The organism is Mesorhizobium sp. dw_380 (genome assembly GCF_018588885.1).
Lineage (GTDB): Bacteria > Pseudomonadota > Alphaproteobacteria > Rhizobiales > Rhizobiaceae > Mesorhizobium.
On sequence record NZ_JAFFIW010000137.1, the window covers coordinates 1 to 851 of the forward strand.

The 851-nt window shown below is 57.1% G+C and carries 2 protein-coding genes; both read left to right on the forward strand.

Annotated elements, in window-relative coordinates; translation table 11 throughout:
- Positions 1-232: 232 nt before the first annotated feature.
- Positions 233-457 carry a hypothetical protein gene (locus JT360_RS33250; protein ID WP_214477700.1) on the forward strand — a complete coding sequence of 75 codons (225 nt, stop codon included), beginning with the start codon at positions 233-235 and terminating at the stop codon, positions 455-457.
- Complete coding sequence (locus tag JT360_RS33255; protein WP_214477703.1) at positions 457-699, forward strand: DUF982 domain-containing protein; 243 nt, start codon at positions 457-459, stop codon at positions 697-699. Before JT360_RS33250 ends, JT360_RS33255 begins: the two co-directional genes overlap by 1 nt.
- The last annotated feature ends 152 nt before the right edge of the window (positions 700-851 follow it).

Below are 851 nucleotides of genomic sequence, written 5' to 3' on the forward strand. Positions count from 1 at the left end.
GCTGAGACGCCGCTCTCTGCAACCGGCAGGGGAACCATTCTCTACCTTAGGTGTTATTACTAGTTGGACTGGTCCACAGGACCGTCTTGCGCAACGAGCCCGGCGCGGTACCCTCATATCGCGCTGGGCTTCTTATGTCTGCGATGGGTCGGTCGCCCTTTGTACGGTTTTGACTAAAAATTGAATTGTGACACTAATCGGCTCATGGTGCTTATGCTGGGAGGCACCGCCGATGCGCATCGCTGGGTGGGCAGCAAGACCCGCCACGGCTAAGTTGCTTCTGGAGCTCAATCTCCGGAATGCGCAATCGGGCGATATTGTGTCGGTCAAATCGGCGATCGAATTGATCCGGCATCTTGCCCCCTATCTCAGAGACACCGACGACGAACTGACCGCCGATATCGTGGAAGTCGCGATAGGCAATGGTCTATTCGTGTGCTTCGATTGTCGCGAGTGATGCCCCTTTGGTTTTCGCCAACCGTTTACGTCAAGACAGATGAGGTCGGCATGCGGTGTGGCGTTAACCATGTCGAGGGAGCGGCCGGGCAACTGCTGAAATGGCCCAGGCGCGGCGGCGAAAAGTGGCAAGCTGCGGTCGAACTCTGCATCGCGGCGATGGAAGGCAAAACCCCGCCGAAAGAGGTCCGAACAGCCTTTGAATCTGCCGCTGAGGAAGCGGGCATGCTGCTGCACAACTAGCTGTGAAATCCGGCGCGCCGAAACCGCCCCTGCTAGTGACGACTTTTGGCGTCCTGGCGCTCTTGCCTATCGAGTTCGTCAAGCAAATCAGAAAACGAGGATGGCACCTTCAGATCGATTTTCAGGTGCAGCAGCTTGCGCAAGTGATCGCG

Coding starts and splice junctions, on each gene's coding strand:
- JT360_RS33250 (WP_214477700.1), top strand. CDS start 233: ATGCGCATCGCTGGGTGGGCAGCAAGACCCGCCACGGCTAAGTTGCTT.
- JT360_RS33255 (WP_214477703.1), top strand. CDS start 457: ATGCCCCTTTGGTTTTCGCCAACCGTTTACGTCAAGACAGATGAGGTC.